The sequence below is a fragment of the Janibacter sp. CX7 genome (genome assembly GCF_024362365.1).
In the GTDB taxonomy this organism is placed as follows: Bacteria; Actinomycetota; Actinomycetes; order Actinomycetales; family Dermatophilaceae; genus Janibacter.
The window spans coordinates 2,050,947-2,072,252 of record NZ_CP101464.1; the positions used below are offsets into that span (position 1 = coordinate 2,050,947).

17 protein-coding genes and 1 riboswitch are annotated in these 21,306 nt (G+C 72.8%); of the genes, 11 read left to right on the forward strand and 6 right to left on the reverse strand.

Going from position 1 to position 21,306, the window contains the following annotated elements; all coding sequences use genetic code 11:
* Positions 1-61 precede the first annotated feature (61 nt).
* The 8 genes from NMQ01_RS10020 (at position 62) to NMQ01_RS10055 (ending at position 11,480) form a co-directional block, all read left to right on the forward strand.
* The gene (locus NMQ01_RS10020) at positions 62-1,108 is read left to right on the forward strand and encodes an agmatine/peptidylarginine deiminase (RefSeq protein ID WP_255183794.1); all 1,047 of its coding nucleotides are present in this window, start codon (positions 62-64) and stop codon (positions 1,106-1,108) included.
* Positions 1,105-1,791, forward strand: a complete 687-nt coding sequence (locus NMQ01_RS10025; protein ID WP_255183795.1) for a lysoplasmalogenase — start codon at positions 1,105-1,107, stop codon at positions 1,789-1,791. Before NMQ01_RS10020 ends, NMQ01_RS10025 begins: the two co-directional genes overlap by 4 nt.
* Positions 1,792-1,861: 70 nt before the next feature.
* Positions 1,862-4,099: a hypothetical protein gene (locus tag NMQ01_RS10030; protein ID WP_255183796.1), complete on the forward strand. Its 2,238-nt coding sequence runs from the start codon at positions 1,862-1,864 to the stop codon at positions 4,097-4,099.
* A gap of 39 nt (positions 4,100-4,138) precedes the next feature.
* Entirely contained in the window at positions 4,139-5,023 is an 885-nt protein-coding gene (locus NMQ01_RS10035; protein ID WP_255183797.1) for an SDR family NAD(P)-dependent oxidoreductase, read from the forward strand.
* The gene (locus NMQ01_RS10040; RefSeq protein ID WP_255183798.1) at positions 5,020-5,556 is read left to right on the forward strand and encodes a carboxymuconolactone decarboxylase family protein; all 537 of its coding nucleotides are present in this window, start codon (positions 5,020-5,022) and stop codon (positions 5,554-5,556) included. Before NMQ01_RS10035 ends, NMQ01_RS10040 begins: the two co-directional genes overlap by 4 nt.
* A 63-nt stretch (positions 5,557-5,619) precedes the next feature.
* Positions 5,620-5,973: a hypothetical protein gene (locus tag NMQ01_RS10045; RefSeq protein WP_255183799.1), complete on the forward strand. Its 354-nt coding sequence runs from the start codon at positions 5,620-5,622 to the stop codon at positions 5,971-5,973.
* A gap of 33 nt (positions 5,974-6,006) precedes the next feature.
* Complete coding sequence (locus tag NMQ01_RS10050) at positions 6,007-10,614, forward strand: ATP-dependent helicase (protein ID WP_255183800.1); 4,608 nt, start codon at positions 6,007-6,009, stop codon at positions 10,612-10,614.
* A 2-nt stretch (positions 10,615-10,616) separates the two neighbouring features.
* The gene (locus NMQ01_RS10055) at positions 10,617-11,480 is read left to right on the forward strand and encodes an Fpg/Nei family DNA glycosylase (RefSeq protein WP_255183801.1); all 864 of its coding nucleotides are present in this window, start codon (positions 10,617-10,619) and stop codon (positions 11,478-11,480) included.
* Positions 11,481-11,545: 65 nt separating this feature from the next.
* Here the strand turns inward: NMQ01_RS10055 and NMQ01_RS10060 are convergent, their stop codons facing one another.
* Genes NMQ01_RS10060 through NMQ01_RS10080 form a run of 5 tightly spaced genes read right to left on the reverse strand, consistent with a single transcriptional unit; the run spans position 11,546 to position 15,195 of the window.
* Entirely contained in the window at positions 11,546-11,845 is a 300-nt protein-coding gene (locus tag NMQ01_RS10060) for a helix-turn-helix domain-containing protein (protein WP_303708388.1), read from the reverse strand.
* 59 nt (positions 11,846-11,904) lie between these two features.
* Positions 11,905-12,417 carry a CinA family protein gene (locus tag NMQ01_RS10065; RefSeq protein ID WP_255183803.1) on the reverse strand — a complete coding sequence of 171 codons (513 nt, stop codon included), beginning with the start codon at positions 12,415-12,417 and terminating at the stop codon, positions 11,905-11,907.
* Positions 12,407-13,039 (reverse strand): CDP-diacylglycerol--glycerol-3-phosphate 3-phosphatidyltransferase, encoded by a 633-nt coding sequence (pgsA, locus tag NMQ01_RS10070; protein ID WP_255183804.1) that lies wholly within the window; start codon positions 13,037-13,039, stop codon positions 12,407-12,409. The genes NMQ01_RS10065 and pgsA overlap by 11 nt, the downstream gene beginning before the upstream one ends.
* The gene (gene rimO, locus NMQ01_RS10075) at positions 13,036-14,439 is read right to left on the reverse strand and encodes a 30S ribosomal protein S12 methylthiotransferase RimO (protein ID WP_255183805.1); all 1,404 of its coding nucleotides are present in this window, start codon (positions 14,437-14,439) and stop codon (positions 13,036-13,038) included. The genes pgsA and rimO overlap by 4 nt, the downstream gene beginning before the upstream one ends.
* A 51-nt stretch (positions 14,440-14,490) precedes the next feature.
* The gene (locus NMQ01_RS10080) at positions 14,491-15,195 is read right to left on the reverse strand and encodes an ion channel (RefSeq protein WP_255183806.1); all 705 of its coding nucleotides are present in this window, start codon (positions 15,193-15,195) and stop codon (positions 14,491-14,493) included.
* A gap of 22 nt (positions 15,196-15,217) precedes the next feature.
* Here NMQ01_RS10080 and NMQ01_RS10085 point away from each other — a divergent pair, with 22 nt between their 5' ends.
* Positions 15,218-16,282, forward strand: coding sequence for a MauE/DoxX family redox-associated membrane protein (locus NMQ01_RS10085; protein WP_255183807.1), 1,065 nt, complete (start codon positions 15,218-15,220; stop codon positions 16,280-16,282).
* On the opposite strand, the gene NMQ01_RS10090 is transcribed toward NMQ01_RS10085, so the two are convergent.
* Complete coding sequence (locus NMQ01_RS10090) at positions 16,266-19,094, reverse strand: DNA translocase FtsK (RefSeq protein ID WP_255183808.1); 2,829 nt, start codon at positions 19,092-19,094, stop codon at positions 16,266-16,268. The two genes, NMQ01_RS10085 and NMQ01_RS10090, sit on opposite strands and share 17 nt — an antisense overlap.
* Positions 19,095-19,180: 86 nt before the next feature.
* Between NMQ01_RS10090 and NMQ01_RS10095 the strand changes: the two genes are divergently transcribed.
* Complete coding sequence (locus NMQ01_RS10095) at positions 19,181-19,825, forward strand: A24 family peptidase (protein WP_255183809.1); 645 nt, start codon at positions 19,181-19,183, stop codon at positions 19,823-19,825.
* A gap of 72 nt (positions 19,826-19,897) precedes the next feature.
* Positions 19,898-20,013: riboswitch (SAM riboswitch) on the forward strand.
* Between the two features lie 42 nt (positions 20,014-20,055).
* A complete protein-coding gene (locus tag NMQ01_RS10100; RefSeq protein WP_255183810.1) occupies positions 20,056-21,273 on the forward strand; it encodes an aminotransferase class V-fold PLP-dependent enzyme in 1,218 nt (405 codons plus the stop codon).
* Positions 21,274-21,306: the final 33 nt, after the last annotated feature.

Below are 21,306 nucleotides of genomic sequence, written 5' to 3' on the forward strand. Positions count from 1 at the left end.
TCGGCGAGTGTAGGTGCCTGCCGGCAGGCATACTGCAGCCACGACGACGAGGAGGCGCTCGATGCGCGAGCAGACCCGGTGGCGCATGCCCGCCGAGTGGACCGGCCACGAGCGCACGTGGATGGCCTGGCCCAGCAACGGCTACACGCTGGGCGACACCCCCGAGGAGGTCGCCAGCGCGCGGCAGACGTGGGCGGCGGTGGCCCGGGCGGTCGCGCGCTTCGAGCCGGTGACCATGGTCGTCGCCCCGAGCGACATCCACCGGTGCCGCGAGCACCTGCGCAACGACACCGCCCACCCCATCGACATCGTCATCGCCGACCTCGACGACGCGTGGATGCGCGACATCGGGCCGAGCTTCGTCCTCTCCCCCGACGGCGGGCTCGGCGCGGTCGACTGGATCTTCAACGGCTGGGGAGCCCAGGCCTGGGCCACGTGGGACCTCGACGCGCGGATCGCGGCACAGGTCGCCGACGCGGCCGGAGCCCACCACCTGCCGTCGTCGATCGTCAACGAAGGCGGCGGGATCCACGTCGACGGCGAGGGCACCGTGCTGCTCACCGAGACCGTCCAGCTCGACCCCGGTCGCAACCCCTCGGCGACGAAGGGGGACATCGAGGCCGAGATCGGTCGGCAGCTCGGGGTCGACACCTTCGTCTGGCTGCCCCGTGGGCTGACCCGGGACTACGACGAGTTCGGCACCCGCGGGCACGTCGACATCGTCGCGACCTTCACCTCGCCCGGCCACGTGCTGCTGCACTGGCAGGAGGACGAGTCGCACCCCGACCACGCGGTGAGCCGCGAGATCGAGCAGGTCCTGCTCGCCGCGACCGACTCCGCCGGGCGGCGCCTCGAGGTGACGCGCATCCCGGCGCCGCAGACCCTCACCGACGACGAGGGGCCGGTCGACTGGTCCTACGTCAACCACCTCGTCTGCAACGGCGGCGTCGTGGCCTGCGTCTTCGACGACCCGCACGACGAGCGCGCCCTCGAGGTGCTGCGCTCGGTCTACCCGGGGCGCGAGGTCGTCGGCGTCGACGCCCGGCCGCTCTTCGACCGGGGCGGCGGCATCCACTGCATCACCCAGCAGCAACCGGAGTCCGCATGAGCTTCTCGTCCTTCGTCCGCGAGCGCGCGGACCTGCTCGCCTATGCCCCCCTTGCGCTGGCGACGACCGCCGCCGACGTGCTCGGTCGCGATCGGGCGCACGTCACGACCAAGGTGGCGCTCGCCCCGACGCTCGCCGCGGGTGTCCTGGCCACGCGCTCGCAGCGTGGTGCCGGACGCACCGGCACGCTGCTCGCGGCGCTCGCCGGGTCGACCGTGGGTGACTGGTTCATGTACCGATCCAGCCGCAGCGAGGGTGACGAGTCCCGACGGTTCATGCGGATCGGGGCGAGCGCCTTCGGGGTGCAGCAGGCCGGGCTCGTCGCGCTGCTGCTGCGCGACGGCGCGCGCCCGCACCGGCGGCCGGTGGCCGTCACCGCGGCGACCCTCGCCGGCCTCGCGGTGCTCGACACCGACGGCGGTGCGCCCGACCCGGTGCTCACCGGCTACGGCCTGCTCCTCGGATCGATGTCCGCGCTGGCCATGGGCGACGGTGAGCGTCCGCGCAAGGGTCGGCCCGTCGCGCTGGGCGGCGCGCTCTTCCTCGTGTCCGACGCGGCGATCATCGTGGGCCAGCAGTACGCGAAGACCCCTCGGGCGCAGGCGATCTCGTCCGTCGTGATCCTCACGACCTACACGGCAGCGCTGGGCCTGCTCGTCCACGGGCTGCGCGAGGAGGGCTGACGTCCACGGCTGCGTGGGGCTGTGGACAACCGACGGGCGGGATGACGGATTTCCGCATACGTTCGTGGACATGGGGACACCACGACACCTGACTGCGGCGATGGCCGCCCTGCTCACGCTCGGACTCGTCGGCTGCACCGACGACTCCCCCGACAAGGACGGGACCGGCACCTCCACCAAGGACGGCTCGCGGACCACGGTCGAGATGACCGAGGTCAAGGGGACCGAGGCCCTCCGGCCCGAGACCACGGTCGTCGGTGGCTGGACCACCGTCGTCTCCGGCAAGCGGTCGGCCGTCATCGCCGAGCTGACGGGCTCCGACGGCAAACCCACGCAGGTGTATGCCGTGGACCCGCAGACCCGCAGCCGGACAGCCCTCGACGTCACCGCCCCCATCGACTGGGAGCAGGCAGCCAACGACAAGGCTGCGGTCGTCGCGGGTGACGTGTCCACAGACCACAAGCGCACGCCCTTCGTGCGCGTCTCGTCCGACCTGAAGACGTGGCGGGACGTGCCGATCAGCTACCCGGACGCGGGCTGGTCGTTCTCCGAGGTCGGGCTCGACGGTGACGATCCCCTCGTCATCGCGGAGAAGCCCGACGGCAGCGAGGTCCTCATGCGGCGGGACGGCAACGACTGGTCCGTCCACGACATCCCAGCCGCGAAGCGACAGGAGATCTCACCCATCGGTCTCGTCGAGCACCGGGCGGAGCTCGTGCTCCTGGCCTCTGAAGGAAAGCGCGGCGGCGAGTCGGTCACCCGAGTGCTCACCTCCGCGGACGGGGGGAAGACCTGGGATCGTGGTCCACAGCTGCCGGGACCGAAGGGGAGCTACGGCATCGCTGGAGTGGTGAGCACGGGCACGCACCTCGTCGCGACGGGGTGGGCGGACAGGAAGGCCCCGATCGGCACGAGTGGCATGGTCTGGAGCTCTGGGGACGGCAGGTCGTGGAGTCGACAGCGCACCACCCCGATCTCCTGGGCCGACAACGTCCCGGTCACCGAGGACTTCCACCTCTCGGCGCCCTCACTGGTGGGTGGCCGAGCAGTCTTCGACCAGACGTGCGACAGCTGCACGTGGACCACCCGCCACGAGATGTCGGGAGCTGGCAAGCCCGAGGTCACCGACAACCAGAAGCAGATCGAGGCAGCCGGGCCGGACACCGCACAGCTGCCGGGTCGCAGCGCAGGGATCCGTCAGGAGCACGGAACTCTGCGGATCTTCGACGGTGGCCGAGTCCGCGATCTCATCCGGGGTGAGATCCCCGGCGAGGTCCAGCCCGTCGAAAAGGTCGGCGACACGGTGCTCGTGCCCGTCGGCCGCTTCACCTTCACGGCCGAAGACGGCGACAACCAGTGGCACACAATGACCAAGACCACCCCCTTCGTCATCGACGGACGGCTGAAGAAGCAGGAATGGCGCCCGAAGGCCTTGGGGCAGTGGTCCGATCTGGCGACGGCCTCTGACCCCCGCGGCCGGACCACTGTCGCGGCCGGGACACGCTACGACAAGGACTTCTCGGCGGCCACGATGGCCGAGACCAACGGCAGCTGGACGTCGGGCAGCGGGCTGGGCCGCTTCTGGTACGAGTCGGCCCTCGGTGTCGAGTGGGCTGGCGACGCCTTCCGCCTGCGGCTCGAAATCGAGGAGGAAGAGACGAACACGCGCCACCGGCAGGCGCGGCTCTACTCGTCGACCGACGGAGCCTCCTGGACGCCCGACCGAGGCGACTGGACGCGTCACCCGGATTCTGCCTCTGCCATCGAGTCGGTCTGCGAGCTCCCGGACGGCACCCCCTTCGCCGTGGGGTCCAGCCAGAGCGACCCCAATGCCGAGAGCGACGCCACGACGTGGACTCACCGGGACGGTCGGTGGAACATCGACGTACCCCGACTCGGAGGTGAGGGCGCCTCCATCTACTCGTGCGCCACGACCGGCGACGTCACCGTCGTCAGCGGATCTGTCGATGGCGACGGCACCGAGTGGACCACCAAGGACGGCAAGACCTTCACCGCCGGCGACCACCTGCCCCGCGGGAGGTATCGCGGCGTCCCCGTCGAGGCCGACGGCGGGCTCGTCGCCCCCGGGTGGCTGGACACCGCCGAGCACACCGGACCCGTGGTGTGGTTCACCCGCGATGGCAAGGCATGGCAGTGGGCCGCCCTCGACATGGCCGACGCGTCCTCGTCCGTTCAGGTCAGGGCGGCGGGCGAGGACGTCTACGCGGTCGTCTCGCAGGCCAGCGGCGACCGGATCTGGACGATCGACGAGATCGCCACGACGAAGGTCACCGGCGACGAGGGCTGAGGGGTCGCGGGACCGGGTGATCATTGTTACCGTCGGGTAATGAGCCTCTCACCCCGCCCGAAGTACACCCCGGCCCTGCGTGGCCGTCGCGTCCTCATCACGGGTGCGGCGCGCGGCATCGGTGCCGGTCTCGCCGACCTGCTCACCGCCCACGGCGCCCGCGTGGCGCTGGCCGGGCTGGAGCCCGACCTGCTCGCCGAGGTGGCGCAGCGCAACCACGCCCCGTGGCGTGAGTGCGACGTCTCCGACCCCGACCAGGTCGACCGTGCCGTCGAGGAGCTCGTCACCGAGCTCGGTGGCCTCGACGTCGTCGTCGCCAATGCCGGCATCGCCAAGCAGCTGCCGATCATCGGCGGTCAGCCCGACGTCATGGAGGCCCACCTGCGGGTCAACACGCTCGGCGTCTTCTACACCCTGCGCGCCGCCGGCCCGCACATCACCCACCCGAGCGGCTACGCCTTGGCCACGGCCTCGCTCGCCGCCGCCGTGCACCTCCCGCTGCTCGGGGCCTACAGCGCGAGCAAGGCGGCCGTCGAGGCGATCGGCAACACCTTCCGCCAGGAGGTCAAGCCCAGCGGGGCCAAGGTCGGCGTCGCGTACTACTCCGAGCTCGCGACCGACATGACCAGCCGGGGCTTCGACACCGTCGCGGGCAAGAAGCTCACCGGCGGTGGCACGGTCAGCGGCGTCGCGCCGGTCGAGGCCGGCCTGCGCGCCCTCGAGCGCGGCATCGCCAAGCGGTCGCGACGCATCGCCGCGCCGGGCTGGGTGCCGCCGGTGGTCCCCCTTCGTCACGTGGCCCAGCGGGTCATCGAGCTCAAGCCGATGCCCGACCTCGAGGAGTCGCTCGAGATCGCCCGCAGCGAGCAGGTCGCCTACACGACCGAGCAGCCGACCGGCACCACCCGGACGCTGGGCTCGTGACCGCGCGGATCGGTCCCGGCAACCTGCGCGAGCTCGGACCGCTGCGGTGGGGCTTCGCCCGGGCCGCCGGGCGGGTCACCGGCACCGAGCCGCCGGCGATCTTCACCACGCTCGGACGGACCAAAGGTCTCTTCACCGGCTGGCTGCACTTCGCCGGGCGCCTCATGCCCTTCGGCTCCCTGGAGCGAAGGGAGTCGGAGCTGGTGATCCTCACCGTCGCCACCGCACGGGGCTGCGACTACGAGCGCGAGCACCACCGGTTGCTGGGTCAGCGGGCCGGACTGACGTCGGACGAGATCGAGGGGATCCTCGCCGACACGGTCGTCGACTCGCTCTCCCCGCGCGAGCGGGTGCTGCGCGAGAGCGCCCAGACGCTCGTGGTGACGAAGGACCTCGACGATGCGCAGTGGGACCGCCTCAGGTCCGTCGCCAGCGAGCGCGAGTCGATCGAGCTGCTCCTGCTCGTCGGCCACTACGACATGCTCGCGACGACGCTGATGACCCTGCGGCTCGAGCCGGACAGGCACCGCTGAGGGTTGTCCACAGATGTGCGACAGGCCCTCGGCGTGTCGGTCCGGGACGCGTATCGTCGAGGGATGACGGCGATGGACCTCGAGCGCAAGGTGCGGCAGCACGACAACGACATCTCGGCGCTCTACACGATGATCGCCGACATCCAGAACACGCAGCGTCGTCACTCCAACCGCTTCGACGAGCTGACCGAGGATGTCGGTGCCCTCGCCGACCGAATGGGCTCGCTGGAGAGCAGGTTCGGCTCCCTGGAGACGAAGGTCGGCTCCCTGGAGACGAAGGTCGGCTCCCTGGAGACGAAGGTGGGCTCGCTCGAGACCAAGGTGGGCTCCTTGGACACGAAGGTCGGCTCCCTCGAGACGAAGGTGGGCTCGGTCGAGACGAAGATCGACCGAGTGATCGACCTCCTGCAGCGCTGACCTGTCGGTGGTCGGTGGCAGGCTGATCCCGACATGGCCGACATCCTCGAGAGCTTCTCCCCCGCGACCGCGACGTGGTTCCGCGACAGCTTCGCGGCGCCCACCGACGCCCAGGCGGGCGCGTGGCGGGCGATCAGCGCCGGTAGCCATGCGCTCGTCGTCGCGCCGACGGGCTCGGGCAAGACGCTCTCCGCCTTCCTCTGGGCGCTCGACCGGCTCGCGTCGAGCCCTCCCCCGGAGGACCCGCAGGCCCGCTGTCGTGTCCTCTACATCTCGCCGCTCAAGGCGCTGGCCGTCGACGTCGAGCGCAACCTGCGCGCTCCCCTCGTCGGCATCGGGCACGCGGCCGACCGGCTCGGGCTCCCCGCCCCCCAGGTGTCAGTCTCGGTCCGCTCCGGAGACACCCCCGCGAGCGAGCGGCGCGCCTTTGCCAAGGCGCCGACCGACGTCCTCATCACGACCCCCGAGTCGCTCTTCCTCATGCTCACCTCCGGGGTGCGCGATGCCCTGCGCGGGGTCGACACGATCATCATCGACGAGATCCACGCCCTGGCCGGGACCAAGCGGGGCGCCCACCTCGCCCTCTCGCTCGAGCGCCTCGACGCCCTGCTCGAGCAACCCGCCCAGCGCGTCGGCCTCTCGGCGACGGTGCGTCCGGTCGACGAGGTCGCACGATTCCTCGCCGGTGGCCGACCGGTCGAGATCGTCCAGCCCGAGTCGACGAAGCAGTGGCAGCTCGACGTCGTCGTCCCGGTCGCCGACCTCACCGAGCTCGGCGAGCCGACGGGCGACCTCTCCGGCGCCGCGGCGGGCGAGGAGCGACGGGCGTCGATCTGGCCGCACGTCGAGGAGCGGGTCGTCGACCTCGTCGAGCAGCACCGCTCGACCCTCGTCTTCGTCAACAGCCGCCGCCTCGGCGAGCGGCTCACGGGCCGGCTCAACGAGATCCACGCCGAGCGGGTCGCGCCCCCGGACGCACCGGAGCCGACCGCACCGGCTCGTGCGCCCGCCGAGGTCATGGCCCAGTCGGGCGCCTCGGCCGGCGCACCTCCCGTGCTCGCCCGGGCCCATCACGGCTCGGTGAGCAAGGAGCAGCGCGGCCTCATCGAGGAGGACCTCAAGGCCGGCCGGCTCCCCTGCGTCGTCGCGACGAGCAGCCTCGAGCTCGGCATCGACATGGGGGCCATCGACCTCGTCGTCCAGATCGAGTCGCCGCCCTCGGTGGCCTCCGGCCTCCAGCGCGTCGGCCGCGCCGGCCACCAGGTCGGGGCCGTGAGCCACGGTGTCGTCCTGCCGAAGTTCCGCGGCGACCTCGTCCAGTCCGCCGTCGTCGTCGAGCGGATGCGCGCCGGTGACATCGAAGCCCTCCACGTCCCCGCCAACCCGCTCGACGTCCTCGCCCAGCAGGTCGTCGCGATGTGCGCGCTCGACGACTGGCAGGTGACGGAGGTGGAGTCACTCGTGCGGCGAGCGGCCCCCTTCGCCTCCCTGCCGACCACCCTCCTGCACGCGACGCTCGACATGCTCGCCGGGCGCTACCCCTCCGAGGACTTCGCCGAGCTGCGGCCACGGATCACGTGGGACCGCGTCGCGGGCACCATCGTCGGGCGACGCGGCGCGCAGCGGCTCGCGGTGACGAGCGGCGGCACGATCCCCGACCGCGGGCTCTACGGCGTCTTCCTCGCGGCCGGCGACGGGCCGGGCCGCCGGGTCGGCGAGCTCGACGAGGAGATGGTCTACGAGTCGCGCGTGGGCGACGTCTTCACGCTCGGCACGAGCAGCTGGCGGATCGAGGACATCACCCACGACCAGGTCCTCGTGACGCCCGCGCCCGGGCAGCCCGGCCGGCTGCCCTTCTGGCACGGCGATCAGCTCGGCCGTCCGGCAGAGCTCGGCGCGGCCGTCGGCGCCTTCGTCCGCGAGGTCGGTGGTCTCGATGCGAAGGGGGCCCGCGCTCGCCTCGCGCAGGCCGGCCTCGACGAGTGGGCCCAGGACAACCTGCTCGGCTACCTCGACGAGCAGCGCACCGCCACCGGCCACCTGCCCGACGACCGCACGATCGTCGTCGAGCGATTCCGCGACGAGATCGGCGACTGGCGGGTCGCGCTGCACTCCCCCTTCGGCGCGCAGGTCCACGCCCCGTGGGCGCTGGCGATCGCGGGTCGGATGCGCGAGCGCTTCGGCGTGGACGTGCAAGCGATGCACGGCGACGACGGGATCGTGCTGCGCCTGCCCGACGTGGAGTTCGACGACCCGTCCGCGGTGGGAGGACTGCTCCTCGACCTCATCACCTTCGACCCTGCGGACGTCGAGCGGGCGGTCACCGACGAGATCGGCGGCTCGGCGCTCTTCGCAGCCCGCTTCCGCGAGTGCGCCGCGCGCGCCTTGCTGCTCCCCCGGCGGCGCCCCGATCGCCGCCAGCCGCTGTGGCAGCAGCGGCAGCGGGCGGCAGCCCTGCTCGAGGTCGCGAGCGGGCACGCCGACTTCCCGATCGTCCTCGAGGCGGTGCGCGAGTGCCTCCAGGACGTCTTCGACGTGCCGGCCCTCACCGACCTCATGACCCACGTCGCGGGACGCCGCGTGCGGCTCGTCGACGTCGAGAGCCCGCGCCCCTCCCCCTTCGCCGCGTCGTTGATGTTCGGCTACGTCGCGCAGTTCCTCTACGAGGGCGACTCCCCGCTCGCCGAGCGCCGGGCCGCCGCGCTGACGCTCGACCCCAGCCTGCTCGCCGACCTGCTCGGCCGCGGCGAGCAGCTTGCCCTGGCCGACCTGCTCGACCCGGCCGCCGTCGAGCGCACGGCCGCGGAGCTGCAGTGCCTCACCCCCGAGCGGGCCGCACGGGACGGCGAGGACCTGCTCGACCTGCTGCGCGTCCTCGGGCCGCTGTCGGCCGAGGACCTGCGGGCCCGCAGCCGCCTCGACTCCGACGCCGTCCGCAGCGCCCTGGCCGATCTCGAGAGCAGCCGCCAGGTCATCCCGGTGCGCATGGCGGGCGGAGACTGCTGGGCGAGCACCGAGGACGCTGCCCGCCTGCGCGATGCCCTCGGGGTCAGCCTGCCGCCCGGGCTCGCCGAGGCGGCCCTGCAGCCGACGGACGACCCGCTCGGCGACCTCGTCACGCGTTACGCCCGCACCCATGTCCCCTTCGCCGCCACCGACCTCGCCGCGCACTACGGCATCGGTCGCGCCGTGGCGACCGATGCCCTGCGCCGCCTCGTGCAGACCGGCCGGCTCGTCGAGGGCGACCTGCTGCCGGTCGAGTGCGGTGGACGAGGTGGCGAGTTCTGCGACGCCGAGGTGCTGCGCACCCTGCGCCGCCGCTCGCTCGCCGCGCTACGGCACGAGGTGGAGCCCGTCGAGCCGCGGCAGTACGCACGATTCCTGCCCGGGTGGCAGGGCGTGGGGCGCCGGATGCGCGGGCGCGACGGTGTGCTGCGGGCCGTGGAGCAGCTGAGCGGCGTCCCGGTCCCCGCGAGCGCCCTCGAGTCCCTCGTCCTGCCCGCGCGCGTCGACGACGCGATCGCGCCGATCCTCGACGACCTCATGGCGACGGGCGAGGTCCTGTGGGCCGCCCACGGCAGCCTGCCCGGGGACGACGCGTGGGTCAGCCTGCACCTCGCCGACGGCGCCGCGACGACCCTGCCGGTGCCCGACGCAGCCGGGCTGGGTGAGATCGAGACCCGGGTGCGCCAAGCGCTCGCGGGTGGCGGCGCCTACTTCTTCCGCGACCTCGCCGACGCACTCGCCCGCGAGCGGACCGAGGGCGAGGAGCGGATCGACGACGAGGAGCTCGCCGACGTGCTCTGGTCGCTCGCGCACCGCGGGCTGGTCACCGGCGACACCCTCGCCCCGGTGCGGGGGCTGCTCGCCGGTGGGCGCACGGCCCACAAGCCGCAGCACCGCCCGGCACCGCGCAGCCGCTACGGCGGCCGGCCACGTCTGGGTCGCCCCACCGCCCCCCAGCGCAGTGGCCCGCCCCGCGCCGCCGGCCGCTGGTCCGCACTGCCCGCGGCCGAGACCGACCCGACGCTGCGCATCCACGCCGCCGCCGAGGGCTTGCTCGACCGCCACGGTGTCGTCACCCGCGGCGCCGTCGTCGCCGAGGAGGTCGAGGGCGGCTTCGCGGCGATCCACCGGGTGCTCGGCGTGGCCGAGGAGGCCGGCCAGGTGCGCCGCGGCTACTTCATCGAGGGCCTGGGGGCCTCCCAGTTCGCCGTGCCGGGCGCCGTCGACGAGGTCCGCTCCGCGACGTCACCCGACGGTGCGGTCGTGCTCGCCGCGACCGATCCGGCCAACCCGTGGGGTGCCGCCCTGCGCTGGCCGGAGCGGGCAGCGGGTGGGCACCAGCCCGGGCGCAAGGCCGGGGCGCTCGTCGTCGCCGTCGACGGGCAGCTGGTCCTCTACGTCGAGCGGGGCGGACGCACCCTGCTCTCCTGGGAGAGCGACGAGGAGGTCCTCGCCGAGGCCGCCCGCGGCCTGGCCGACGCCGTGCGCCGTGGCGCGCTGGGCCGACTCACGGTGCAGCGCGCCGACGGGGCCGCCGTGCTCGGGTCCGAGGAGCCGCTGGCCCTCGCGCTCACGGGTGCGGGCTTCACCATGACTCCCCGAGGGCTGCGACTGCGGCCCGGCGGGCGGCGCTGACGGTGCCCGAGGGCGACACGGTCTGGCGGACCGCCCAGCGGCTGCACGCGGCGCTGGCCGGCCGTCCCGCAGGGCTCGTCGACCTGCGGTGGGGCGAGGTCGACGAGGCACCCCTGACCGGTGCGGTCGTCGACGAGGTCGTACCGCGTGGCAAGCACCTGCTCCACCGCTTCGCCTCCGGCTGGACCCTGCACACGCACCTGCGCATGGAGGGCTCCTGGCGGGTCGAGGCTGCTGACTCGCAGGCGGCGGCACGCTCCCTTCGCCGACCCGACTTGCGCGCCGCGATCGGCAACGACGAGTGGACCACCCTCGGACTGCGTCTGGGCGAGCTCGACGTCGTGCCGCGCGCCGAGGAGCACCGGCTCGTCGGGCACCTCGGGCCTGACGTCCTCGGCGCCGACTGGGAGCCAGAGGTCGTCGCCCGCCGTCTGGGCGAGCAGCCGGCTGGCGTCTCGATCGCGGCGGCGCTGCTCGACCAGCGGGTGCTCGCCGGGGTGGGCACCTTCTGGGCCAGCGAGGCGCTCTTCGTCCAGCGGCTGCACCCGTGGCGGGCAGCTGCCGACCTGACCCCCGACGAGCGCGCGGCGCTCGTGGCCCGGGTCCACGAGCTCATGGACCGGGGCAAGGAGCACGCCGTGCAGTCCTCGACCGGGGTTCTGCGAGCCGACCAGCGCAGCTGGGTCCACGGGCGCTCGGGGCGCCCCTGCCGCCGCTGCGGGACCACGGTCCGGGTGGCTCCGCTCGGGCGTGCCGGGGTCGATCGGGTCTTCTTCTCCTGCCCGACCTGCCAGGGCGGGCTCGCCCCGACCGATGACGGGCGACCGCAGGGACCTCTGGGCTCGCGCCGACGCGCACGACCGTGAGTGACGCGCGTGGGGGTCGGGCGGCAAGGACGCCTCTGGCGTCAGGCGGCAGGGACGCCTCTGGGTCAGGCGGCGGAGACGACCTCGTCATCGCGGGAGGCGACGGGCAGGGTAACCGGGGCGGTGGAGCGCTCGGCGCGGTCGGCCCGCTGGGCGATCTCGGTGAAGACGTGCGACATCGGCATCTCGAGGGCCGCGCAGATCGAGGCGAGCAGCTCGGAGCTGGCTTCCTTTTCCCCACGCTCGATCTCGCTCAGGTAGCCGAGGGAGACCGACGCCTTGGCCGAGATGTCTCGCAGGGTGCGACCCTGCGAGCGGCGCGCATCGCGCAGCACGTCACCGAGCTCTTCACGCAGCAGCACCACCATGGGTCACCTCCTCGACATCTCTCTCACGTCTGGGTCCACCGTACCCCGCCCGACCGTCAACGGTCAGGCGTGTCCCCGCCGACGGTCAGCAGGGCGTCACGCGCCAGGTCGAGCGCGGCCTGCACCGCGCCCGCCCGCACGGCGGGACGCTCCCCGGTCAACGCCAGACGGCGCGTGCGTAGTCCCGACGGCGACGCGCAGGCGAGCCAGACGGTCCCGGCCGGGTGTCCCTCGCTCGGCCCCGGACCGGCGACCCCGGTCGTCGCGAGGGCCAGGTCGACCCCGAGCGCCCGACGGGCACCCTGCGCCATCTGGGTCGCGACCTGCTCGTCGACGGTGCCGACACGGTCCACGAGGGCCGGGTCGACGCCCAGGAGCGAGATCTTGACGGCGGGGTCGTAGGCGACGACCGAGCCGGCGAAGACCGACGACGCACCGGGGACCTCGACGACGGTCGCGGCGAGCAGCCCCCCGGTCAGCGACTCCGCGGTCCCCAGGGTCCAGCCGCGGCGGGCGAGGGCCGCGAGCACCTCGGCGGCGTCGGCCGAGCCAGCACCGTCAGCGATCACGCGTCGCCTTGCGCTCCCGCTTCATCTGCGCGCGCTCGCTCGTGGAGCGCAGGGTGAGGGCCTTCATGACGTAGTCGACGGCCGTCGCGACAGTGACGACGAGGGCAGCCACGAGGATGACCCACGCCAGGCCGCGCCACACCATCTCCAGGGGCAGGGTGCTCAGCGGGATGACGAAGAGGCCGATCGCCAGGGCCTGGAGGAAGGTCTTGATCTTCCCGCCGCGGCTGGCCGGCATGACGCCGTGCCGGATGACCCAGAAGCGCATGAGCGTGATGCCGAGCTCGCGGGCGAGGATGACGACGGTGATCCACCACGGGATCTCGCCGATCATCGACAGGGTGATGAAGCCGGCCCCGGTGAGCGCCTTGTCGGCGATCGGGTCGGCGACCTTGCCGAAGTCGGTCACGAGACCCTTGGCCCGGGCCAGGTCGCCGTCGATGCGGTCGGTGATGATGGCGATGGCGAAGACACCCCAGGCCCACCACCTCGTGCTGGTGTCGTCGCCGCCGTGGCTGAGCACCAGCCAGACGAAGACCGGCACGAGCAGGATGCGCATGACCGTCAGCGCATTGGGCAGGTTCCACGGGCTGGGAGCGGGAGTCGTCTGCTCGGTGGTCATGCGCGCACCTCCGCCACGAGGTCGATGCCCTCGGTGCCCACGACCTCGGCCACGACGAGCGCCCCGACCTCGAAGCCCTCGACGTCGCCGGTGAGCAGGGTGACGCCGTCGACGTCGGGCCCCTGGTGGGCGGCTCGTCCGACGACCTCGCCGCTCTCCTCGTCGACCTCCTCGACGAGGACGGTGACGGTCTCACCGATGCGCTCCTCCGCCCGCTGGGCGGTCAGCTCCTCGACGAGCCGGGTCAGCCGGTCGACCCGCTCGGCGATGACGTCGGGGTCGACCTTGTGGTCGAGCAGCTCGCCCTCGGTGCCGTCCTCGTCGGAGTAGCCGAAGACGCCGACGACGTCGAGACGAGCGGCGACGAGGAAGCGCTCCAGCTCGGCGACGTCCTCGTCGGTCTCGCCGGGGAAGCCGACGATGACATTGGACCGGATACCGGCCTCGGGCTGCCGCTCACGGATGCCCTCGATGAGGCCGAGGAAGGACTCGGTGTCGCCGAACCGGCGCATCCGCCGCAGCAGCGGCCCGGCCGCGTGCTGGAAGGAGATGTCGTACCAGGGCACGACGCCCGGGATGCTCGCCATGGCGCGCAGGAGGCCGGGACGGATCTCGGCTGGCTGCAGGTAGGACACGCGCACTCGCTCGACGCCCTCGATGGCGACGAGCTCGGGCAGCAGCTGCTCGAGCAGGTCGAGGTCACCGAGGTCCTTGCCGTAGGACGTCGAGTTCTCGCTCACGAGGAAGAGCTCGCGCACGCCCTGGGAGGCGAGCCACCTCCCTTCGGCCACGACGTCGTTGGGGCGCCGGGAGACGAAGGCCCCACGGAAGGTCGGGATCGCGCAGAAGGCGCAGCGGCGGTCGCAGCCGGAGGCGATCTTCAGCGGCGCCCACGGCCGGTCGTCGAGGCGGGCGCGCGGCAGGTCGGAGGCGTTGTGCCCCGGCAGGGCCACCTCGCTCGCGTCGCGGTCGACCGGGGAGATCGGCAGCAGCTTGCGGCGGTCACTGGGCACGTGGGCCTCGGGGGCGTGGCCGTCGAGGACCGCGCGCAGGTGGGCGCTCATGTCGGTGTAGGAGTCGAAGCCGAGCACCGCGTCGGCCTCGGGCAGCTCGTCGGCGAGCTCCTTGCCGTAGCGCTCGGCGAGGCAGCCGACGGCCACGACCTTCTGCGTCCGACCGTGCTCGCGCAGGTCATTGGCCTCGAGGATCGCGTCGATCGAGTCCTTCTTGGCCTGCTCGATGAAGCCACAGGTGTTGACGACCGCGACATCGGCCTGGGCGGCGTCGTCGACGAGGGTCCACCCCTCTGCGGACAGGCGGCCGGCGAGCTCCTCGGAATCGACGTCGTTGCGGGTGCACCCCAGGGTGACGAGGGCGACGCTACGGGCAGGGGTGGACATGGACCCCACTCTAGGCGGCCGGGAGTGGCTCGACCGAAACGACGCGATCGCTCAGCTGCGCGCGCGGCTGACCGTCAGGGCCACGAGACGCGAGATGACCATGGCGACGTAGAGCACCCCGCCCAGCTGCTCGATGATCGTCGCGGCCCGGGCGTGGGGCTCGATCGCCACGATGTCCGACAGGCCGACGCTCGTGAGGTTGGCCGCGGAGAAGTAGAGCAGCTCGAGGAAGGACTTCGGCCCGATGCCCGTGTGCCCGTCGAAGGACCCCGGCTCGAGCGTCTGGATCGCGACGAAGAGGTAGGTGAAGCCGAAGAGCAGGACGGTGAAGGCCGCCCCCACCGCGAAGAGCTCGTCCTTGGTCACCCACGTGTCGGCGAACATGTAGGCCACCAGGCCGTAGGCGACGTACATGTAGAAGACGGCCAGCATCAGGTGCGCGGCGAAGGTCACCGGCACGTTGCTCCGGTCGATGACCGACCACACCTCGAGCACGAAGGCCGGGAAGCCGATGCCCAGCGCCAGCCAGGTGAGCGCCGGCGTGGAGCGCACGACCCAGATGCCGAAGGTCACCGCGAAGAGCGACAGCGAGGTGATGACCGCCCGGCCCCAGTTCTCCGACTCCACCCACGGCAGCAGCACGATCGCGAGGAGCTGGATGCCGACGAGGATCGCCGACGGCTGCTTGCGGACGACAGCCGCCCAGTAGCGGACTCCCGTCGGGCGGCTGTCGAGCTCGTACCAGGCCTTCGTCATGGGGCAACCCTAGACTCGCGCTGTGCTCGACGCCCCGCTGCTGCTGCCCCCGCTCCTCGCCGCCCTCCTGCTGGTCGTGAGCGGCATCGCCAAGGTCCGTCACCCCGAGGAGACGCGCAGCGCCTTCGGCGAGCTGCAGGTGCCGCGGGCCCTCACCGACTCCCCCGCGCCCGCACTGCTGCCATGGGCCGAGATCGTGCTCGCCGTGGCGATCATCGTGACGCCGCCCCCCTTCGCCCTCGTCGTGGCGGTCCTCGCGCTCGTCCTCTTCGCCGTCTACCTCGCCGTCGTCGTGCGGGCCCTCGGCTTCGACTTCCCGGTGACGTGCAGCTGCTTCGGCCGGCTCGGGCTGGGCGAGGTGACGCGCCGGACCGCGCTGCGCAATGTGCTGCTCGTCGTCGTCGCCGCCCTCGGCGTGTGGTCGGCGACGGCCGATGCCTCGGTGGCGGCCCGCCTGCTCGAGGCCTCGGCGCAGACCTGGGTCTGGCTGGGCCTGGTCGTGCTCACCGTCGCGGTCGTCGTGGTCACCTTCGGCGGGACGAAGGGGGTGACCTCCTCCGGCGTCATCGGCACCGGCGAGGTGGCCGGCGCGCAGGACGACGAGGACGCGGACTACGCCCGTCAGCCCATCCCCTTCGCCACCCTCGTCGAGGAGTCGGGCCACGAGACGACGATGCACGAGCTCACCGCCGGCGGCGCGGTGCTCCTGCTCTTCGTCTCCCCCACGTGCGGCTCGTGCCGACCGGTCATCGACCAGGTCGAGGTATGGGACGAGGGGCTGGGACCGGTGCGGGTGCGGGCGGTCGTCTACACCGCGCTCGAGGACGTCGTCGCTGCCGAGCCGACGCTCGCCGGCCGGGTGCTGCAGGACCCGTCGGCCATCACGTCCCGCATCTTCCGCGTCGGGACGCCCGGCGCGGTCCTCCTCGGGGCCGACGGCATGCTCGCCGGCGGCCCGGTCGAGGGCACGGCCGCCGTGCAGGAGTTCTACGACGACGTGCGCGCCGAGCTCGTCGAGGCGGGTGTGGTGGCGGCGCCGGAGGACGTCACCGACGAGGCCGAGGTGGGCGTCACCGACGGTCGGTGAGCGACCAGGCGTCCTCGTCGTCGTCCTCGGTCCACTCCTCGACGACCTCGGTGCCGATCGGGTCCTCCGCGTAGCGGTCCTGCGACGCGGCCGGTGAGCCCTCGCGCAGGTCGATGACGTCGGTGTCGGTGGAGACCTGCCCCGCGGGCTGGCCCACCGGGGTCGTGTCGCCCTCGACGTCGTCACCCTCGGCATCCGCGGGCGCGGCGCCATCGGGAGCCGGGGGCTCCTCCCCCTTCATCAGGGCGAGGGTCGTCGGCAGGTCCTCGGGCGTGATGAGCACGTCGCGCGCCTTGGAGCCCTCGGAGGGGCCGACGACGCCGCGCGACTCGAGCAGGTCCATGAGCCGGCCGGCCTTGGCGAAGCCGACGCGCAGCTTGCGCTGGAGCATCGACGTCGAGCCGAACTGCGTCGTGACGACCAGCTCGGTCGCCTGCAGCAGCACGTCGAGGTCGTCGCCGATGTCCTCGTCGATCTGCTTCTTGGGCGTCTCGGGGGCGACGTCCTCGCGGTAGGTCGGCTTGAGCTGGCCGGTGACGTGCCCGACGACGTGCTCGATCTCCGACTCGGTGACCCAGGCGCCCTGGACTCGCATCGGCTTGGACTTGCCCATCGGCAGGAAGAGGGCGTCACCCTGGCCGAGCAGCTTCTCCGCGCCGGGCTGGTCGAGAACGACGCGCGAGTCGGCGAGCGACGAGGTGGCGAAGGCCATGCGCGAGGGGACGTTGGCCTTGATCAGGCCGGTCACGACGTCGACCGACGGGCGCTGGGTCGCGAGGACGAGGTGGATGCCGGCGGCGCGCGCGAGCTGGGTGATGCGCACGATCGAGTCCTCGACGTCGCGGGGCGCGACCATCATCAGGTCGGCGAGCTCGTCGACGATGACGAGGAGGTAGGGATAGGGCTGGATGACCCGCTCGCTGCCGGGAATCGGCTCGACCTTGCCCGCCTTGACAGCCTTGTTGTAGTCGTCGACGTGCTTGTAGCCGAAGGTCGCGAGGTCGTCGTAGCGCATGTCCATCTCGCGCACGACCCACTGGAGGGCCTCGGCGGCCTTCTTGGCGTTGGTGATGATCGGCGTGATGAGGTGCGGGATGCCCTCGTAGGCCGTCAGCTCCACCCGCTTGGGGTCGACGAGCACCATGCGCACCTCGTCGGGCGTCGCCCTCATGAGGATCGAGGTGATCATCGAGTTGACGAAGGACGACTTGCCGGAGCCGGTCGCGCCGGCGACGAGGATGTGCGGCATCTTCGCGAGGTTGGCGATGACGTAGCCTCCCTCGACGTCCTTGCCGACACCCATGACCATCGGGTGCTCGTTGTTGCGGGCCACGTCGGAGCGCAGCACGTCGCCGAGGCAGACCATCTCCTTGTCGGCATTGGGGATCTCGATGCCGATGGCCGACTTGCCGGGGATGGGGCTGAGGATGCGCACGTCGGCGGAGGCGACGGCATAGGCGATGTTCTTCGACAGCGCGGTGACGCGCTCGACCTTGACGCCCGGGCCGAGCTCGACGACGTAGCGGGTGACGGTCGGGCCGCGGTGGAAGCCGGTGACCTGGGCGTCGATGCCGAACTCGTCGAGCACACCCGTGAGCGCCTCGACGACCTTGTCGTTGGCCGCCGAGCGCTCCTTGTGCGGCGCGCCGGGCTTGAGGTACTGGCTGTCGGGCAGCGTGTAGGTGACGTCGCCGGCGAGGGCCAGCTGCTCGACCCGCTGCGGCAGCTGGGTCGTCGGCGGGGGCTGCAGCTCGGTCTTGCCGCTCGCGATCGGCGCGACGGCAGGGTTCTTCGTCGGGCGCTTCTCGCCCGGGCGTGGGCCGCCGGCCTCGGCCTGCGGGGTCTCGGCCGCCTCCTCGGCCTCGACGGGGGCCGCCGGCTTCTTGCGACGCCCCTTGCCGACCGGCTGGACGACGGCGGCCTGGTCGTAGGCGGTGTCGCCGTCGCGCTCGCCGGACTGCTCGTCCTCGGCGTCGATGGTGCGGCGGCGCCGGGCGCGGCTCACCGCCGCCTTGGGCGCGTCGTGGCGGGCGTCGACGTCGGCCGCGGTGACGTGGCTGGGCACCTCGCCGGTGAAGGCGGCGCGCACGTAGGCCAGTCGCTGCGGCACCTCGTGCAGCGGGGTGCCGGTGAGGAGCAGGAGGGCGAAGAGCCCGAGGAGGACGAGCAGGATCGTCGCCGGCCACTCGGTGACCGCCGTCGACAGCGGGTCGGAGGCGAGGAAGCCGACGATGCCGCCGGCGTCACGCATCGGTCCCGCGCCGTCCGGTGGCTGCGGGATGTCCTTGGCGATGTGGGTCAGGCCCGCCGCCGCGAAGAGCAGCATGACGGTGCCGAAGCCCAGCCGGGCGTCGGCCGCCGGCTCGCTCGCCGAGCGCAGCAGGCGCACGCCGAGCAGGAGCAGGACGATCGGCAGCGCATAGGCGACCCGGCCGAAGGTGCCGGCCGCGACCGCGTGGACGATGTCGCCGAAGAGGCCGCTCAGGCCCCACCACTCGCGGACGGCGACGACGAGGGCCAGGGCGATCGCGAGGAAGCCCCAGCCGTCCCGGCGGTGCTCCGGCTCGATCTGGCCGGCGCTCGTGCCGATCCGGCGCACGCCGGAGCCGGTCGCGTGCGCGACCCCCATCCAGGTGCGCTGCACCGCCGCGATGGGCAGCGGCAGACCGCCGCCGGAGGCGGGCTTGCGGGAGGAGGTCCTCCCCTTCGCGCTGCTCTTGGCGGGTGCCTTGCGACCCGACGGGCGGGTGGAGCCCTTGGGTCGGGAGCTGGCGCCCTTGCTGCGCGAGGTGGTCGACGGACGAGTGGCCATGATTCGCAGGGTAGGCGAAAGCCACCCCCGACACACGCGTCACACGCGCACCACGGGCCACGGATCGCAGCGGTTAGCCTCGCCCCGTGGACTCGCGGACCCTCCTCGTCGTGCTCCTCGCGGCCGCCTGCGGGGTGCTCGGGTGGCGCTGGCTGCGCACCGGTCGCTACCGCCGGCCGGACGAAGGAGCCCCCCTCCCCCGCCACCTCTGGGTCGCCGGAGTCGCTCCCTTCGTCGGTCTCGTCGTGGAGCGCGGGCTCGTCGACCGGACCTGGCCGGTGCTGCTCGCGCCGCTCGCCCTGGCCCTCGCCGGACTCGTCCTCGCCGCCGTCGACGCCGACGTCCACCGCCTGCCCAACGCGATCACGCTGCCGCTCGTGCCGGTCCAGGCCGTACTGCTCACCGTCGCGTCGGCCACGACCGGCGACTGGGGCGCCTTCGCCCGCGCCGGTCTGGCGGCGCTGCTCGTGGGTGGTGGGACGGTGCTGCTCGCCTTCGTCCTCTTCGGCAGGTCGATCGGCATGGGCGACGCCAAGCTCATGGTCTCCATCGCGCCGACGCTCGCCTGGCTGGGCTGGAGCACGCTCGCCGTGGGGGTCTGGCTCGGCTTCGTCATCGGCGGCCTCGTGGCCGCCGGGCTGCTCGTCACCCGCCGCGCGCAGCGCTCGACCCACCTCGCCTTCGGCCCTTATCTCGTCGCCGGGGCCGTGCTCGCCGTCGCGCTGGCCTGATGTCCACGGGGCGAGACGCGCCCCGCAGAGGGTCGACAGCAGCCGTGGTCGGTCGGTTATGGTCTGAGCCAAGGTCACGAGTACCAGCGACAAGCCCCGGCTAGCTGGTCGGCAACCCTCCTTCCGCGGTGGGGTGCTCCGGGTGACGACCTGGCCGGCGACAGACCGTCGCCCGGCAAGCGCGGACTCGCGGTCGACACCTCGGGTCCCAACGGACCAGGAGCACCGTCATGACCATCTCCGACCTGCACCGCACGACCACCGCCCTGCCCCAGCTCGTCTCCGCGGGTCTGGCGTACCGCGACGAGCACGGTGCGAGCATCGAGTACGCCCACCTCGACCACGGCGCAACCACCCCGGCCTTCGCCGCCGTGGCCGACGAGGTCGCCGCCGCGGCCGTCACCTACTCGTCCGTGCACCGCGGCGCGGGCTTCGCCTCGCGGGTCACGAGCTCGCGCTACGAGGCCGCCCGTGAGGCCGTCGCCGCCTTCGTCGGCGCCCGCGAGGACGACCACGTCGTCTTCACCCGCAACACCACCGACTCCTTCAACCTGCTGGCCCGGGCGCTGCCCACCGGGACCAAGGTCTTCGTCTTCGCCTCGGAGCACCACGCGGCGCTGCTGCCGTGGGGCGACGTGCTGCGCCTGCCGGTGCCGCACAGCCACGACGAGGCGCTCGACCTGCTCGACCAGGCGCTGCGCAACCACCCGGCCGAGCACCGCCTCGTCGTGGCGACCGGCGCGTCCAACGTCACCGGCGAGCACTGGCCGATCGAGCGGATCGCCGCCCTGGCGCACGAGCACGACGCGCGCTTCGCGCTCGACGCGGCCCAGGTCGCGCCGCACCGCCGGGTCGACATCGACGCGCTCGGCGTCGACTACGTCGCCTTCTCCGGGCACAAGGTCTACGCCCCCTTCGGCGCCGGCGTGCTCGTCGGGCGCAGCGACTGGCTCGACGAGGCGCAGCCCTACCTCGCCGGAGGCGGGGCCACCGCCCGCGTCGGGCTCGACGAGACCGAGTGGACCTGTGGCCCGGCGCGTCACGAGGCCGGCTCCCCCAATGTCCTGGGAGCCGTCGCGCTGGCCACCGCGTGCGAGCTCATCACCGAGCACGAGGCGGCGATCATCGACCACGAGCAGGCCCTGCGCATCCGCCTGCTCGCCGGCCTGCAGCAGATCCCCGGCGTGCGTGTGCACACCCTCTTCGGCGGCGTCGACGGCGCGCCGGTCGCGACGATCACCGTCGACGGCCACGACAGCAGCGAGGTCGCGCGCATCCTCGGCGACGACCACGGCATCGGGGTGCGCGACGGCAAGTTCTGCGCGCACCTGCTCGTCGACGACCTCCTCTCGGAGACCGAGCACGAGACCGCCGTGCGGATCAGCGCCGGCCTGGGCACGACGCCCGAGCACATCGACCGACTCCTCGGCGCACTGCGCTCGCTCTGACCCTCCTCGGGTGGGGCGAAGGGGGGACCCGGC